This window comes from bacterium endosymbiont of Bathymodiolus sp. 5 South (assembly GCF_900128535.1).
Lineage (GTDB): Bacteria > Pseudomonadota > Gammaproteobacteria > PS1 > Pseudothioglobaceae > Thiodubiliella.
On sequence record NZ_FQTR01000154.1, the window covers coordinates 1 to 3902 of the forward strand.

At 39.9% G+C, this 3902-nt stretch carries 1 protein-coding gene; it reads left to right on the forward strand.

What is annotated here, in order from left to right; genetic code table 11:
• Window positions 1–68 precede the first annotated feature (68 nt).
• Window positions 69–3902: C80 family cysteine peptidase (locus BBROOKSOX_RS09390; protein WP_218973720.1), on the forward strand; the 3834-nt coding region annotated here is incomplete at its 3' end.

The window sequence follows — 3902 nt, forward strand, 5'->3', positions numbered from 1 at the left end:
CAGGCAGTTTTGAACAAACTTCAAAGGTTCTGAGCGATTTTAAAGGGCAATTGCCCGTTGACGCTTCAATGAAACAGATCAGTATAAAACTGGGTGAAGGTGAGTCCGATTGGTATGCTCAGCATGATGCACATTCTTATGCGGGTCTTATGAATACACTCAGCCGTCAAACCGATGCAGATGTTTTATCTTATAGTATTTCTGGGCCTAATCGAGGTTCATTTTCTTATTATTATAAAGACAACGATCGCACCCATGTCGGCGGAACAACAGGAACGGACGGCAGAAGGTATGCTTATAAATTTTATGATGAAAAGTTTTCAAGCATTCAATCTGACTACATAAAAGGCGATACAGATGTCGTTTATTCTCTTTCAAAAACCCTTGAGCCGAAGACCCCTAAAATTTTTATGATGACAGATGAATACTCTCTACAAGATCTGTTAGAGCAATTCAAAGGGGCAATGGAGATGAGTAGCACCCCTGTTTCTGAAATACAAATCATTACAGAAAACAACGCAATCAGTGTTAGTGAATACAAAAGTATGATGAAATTTTTATCCACAGAATTAGGTGTTAAAGTTAAGGCATTTGAAACTCTTAGATCAGCCCACCCATGGTTATCAATCAACCACGCAGATTCCCAAGTAACGCTAGATATAGATGCTAGACACCTAGCCGAAACTCAACCCCACAACGACAAAAAACTCCAAGACTGGGACACCCCAAGCCAAGAACAAATCGATAAACTAAAGGCAGAATCCCAAAAAACCAAGCCTCAATTAGCCAATCACGACTATCAGGTAATCATCCAGACCGAATCTGATGACGACGCCAAAGACAGCTCTCTTAAACTCGCCCTAAAACACCCAGCACAAACCACCATTGTGCAAATGGACAAAGACGGCGCTTACCGAGTGGTTTATGGCACTGAACTTGATAAAATAACAGGCAAAGTTAAACTATCCGTCGTGGGTTACGGCAGAAAAACAGAACAGGGCGGTGACACACTAGGCGGCAGAAGTGCTACTGAGTTAAGTGAAAACATCACCAAACTTAATCAAGCATTAACAAACGGCGTGATCCTGCAACACATTAGTTTGGTAGGCTGTAATCTAGCCTCAAACAACCTAACCGATGATAGCACCAGCGCCTATGGTGCAGAAATGCTACAAAAACTCAAAGGCATCGGTGTTAGTAGCGCTAGTGCCAGAAGCGATTATGTTGCCATCGGCCCAGATGGCAAAAAACTTACCTCAAGCACTGGTGCAAACCCATGGAGGCATAAAGATGGCAAGGTTAAAACACATTATAGTTTTAATAAAATCACAGGCAAAGTAGACAGCCGAGTTTACGACGGTGAGGGCACTTTAGTAAGATACAACGGCACACACTTAAGCAACAACAACTCACAATACCAAATCAATATAGCCCTACAATTGTCAGATAATGAAACCGTTAGAAATGCCACAAACGCCCTGACTAGAAAACACCCGGGCAATAGTTATATTGCCAAAATAGACGACAACGGCAACTTGGCAGTATACGACTTAAGCGGCAACGAAGTCAGTCTTAATGTTGATGGCAAATATCGTATTAATGTAGTGGCTCACGGATCTGAAATGGAGGCAATCGGCACTGAAAAACTTGCCACCTATGTTACCGACTTACAAGAAAAACTCAAAATAAAACAAACAGCGCAAGGTCGTATTGCCTTGGTAGGTTGTGAAACAGACAGACCTTCCTCAGGTGGCACTTCAGCTGCAATTACCTCTTTAGCACAATCAGTCGCAAAACGATTGTATGACAGTGGAAATGGCACCATCAACGCCGAAGTAACCGGCAGAACAACACAAATAGAAGTCAATGCTGATGGCACCAAAACCATGCTAACAGGAGGCACTAAGACGATTTATAGTTGGGATGCAGATAAAGGGGAAATTACTCAAAAAACTGAAACGGTTAAAAGCCACAGTGAAGTGTTAAAGAACCCATTAATCAATCTTAATGAAGAAATCCAAAGATTGGAAGAGTTGCTTAAGAGTGAAAAATTCACCTCTAGAAAGAAAAGCTATGATTTTTATTTTTTATCTGAATCTCTTCGTATTTTTCGTGAAATACGAGAAAATGAATTGAGCTCCTATGCCTCTGAACTAGAGGAATTAAAGTTGGATCTTGGAGGGTATTTAAGAGAAAACCAAAGTTCAGAGATTGCAGGAGAATTAAACAGGATAGACGCTGTTGTGCAAGATTTTATTACTGATATTGAAGTTCAAAATTTAAGAAAAGCACAAGAGTCTGTTCCATTTGCACGCGAAAAATACGAAGCAGACAAAGTGCTGGAAGTTAGCGATAAAGTTAGCGAATTAAAGAAGACGCATAAATGGTTCTTGGATCTTGCAAGTCACAGCCCTGTCATGCGTGAACAATTAGAACACGATATATCGACTATAAAACATGAAATTCAAGTGGCTGAGGCGTCTGAAGCTAAACTTGGACAATTGAAGGTAGTGAACATAAGGCAGGATGACACTACAGATCCATTTTTGGGATACGTACGCCAAATTATTATAACAACAGAAGATGACCCAGGCTTAATTCAACTTGAGTTACGACTGGCAACAAAATATCCAAACAATACCACTATTGTCCGTATGGATAAAAATGGTAATTACAAAGTTGTATACGGACTTAAATTAGATCGAATACCAAAAGGTGATATTAAGGTTATGATTAATGCACATGGTAGTTCAAGAGGTATTAGCAACAGAAGCATTGATGAAATTGCCGAACATATTAGTATTATAGGTCGGGCTACTGGTGAGGATTCTGGCGTGAAGAAAGTCAGTTTGGTTACCTGTAGCTTAGGGGAGAAATATGCAATAAAGCTTCTACCTAAGTTACGAGAACAAGGAATAAGTGATGCTAAAGTAAGTGTCAGACTTTTTCCTGTAATGGTTCTTTTGGATGGCAGAAAAATTATAATGGATTCAGAAGAAGGTTCTTCTGGAAAATATCGCTCCAGCGCCCTTAAAAAAACTTTCGCCTTCAATGAAAAAGGCGAAATAGTCCCTGTGGATTCTTATACAGACGAGCACTACGATGTTACTCTCTCAGTTGGAGATGATGGAAAACCAAAAATAGAACGCATTTATGGCAATAAACGCCTGAGTGAATTACAAGGTCCGTTAAAAGTTTTTGTTAAAGCTGAAAGTTTTGGTGAGACTGATAAAATGTTGCGCCAGTTTAACGAAACACTGCCTTCAGGTGCCTCTATATCACATCTCAACATTAAAACACCAGAAGATCATGACTGGTTTGCTCAGGGTAATGTATTACAACAAACGCAAAATTTAGATAGTTTTGGTGGATACCTTAATGCAAGTGTCGTGGTGCACTCTGCTGACCCTGAAGACGCTCAAGTATCGATAGTTACTCGCAATAGAAATTCTGAGATAAAGATAATCAAGGGTGAGGTATGTTTTACTAAAGAGCCCAGTATGGCAAAAAATGTAATAGAACTTGAAGAATATGGACAATTATCATTAGACCAGCAACACATATCATTCCGAGGTGATGATTTTGATGCTAATATTCATGTCAAAATTTTGCATACAGAGGATATAGATCATACTCCTACGATAAGAGAGACTGTGGAAAACTTAGACCTTATATCCCAGGTTACTCAGCAACCTATTGATAGGGTAACCGTTGTAGCGCCTACTACAGAAAATCTCAGTCATTATCAAGAACTGGTTGAAGCATTGTCTAACAAATATAAAGTTAATGTTGAAGTACGGGTGAAAATAGCAGGGAATGATTCCGTAGAATGGCTATCAAAAACACCCCAAGACTCAGATGTGATTGTGCGCACTCCTCCACACCTAGCCGAAACCCAACCC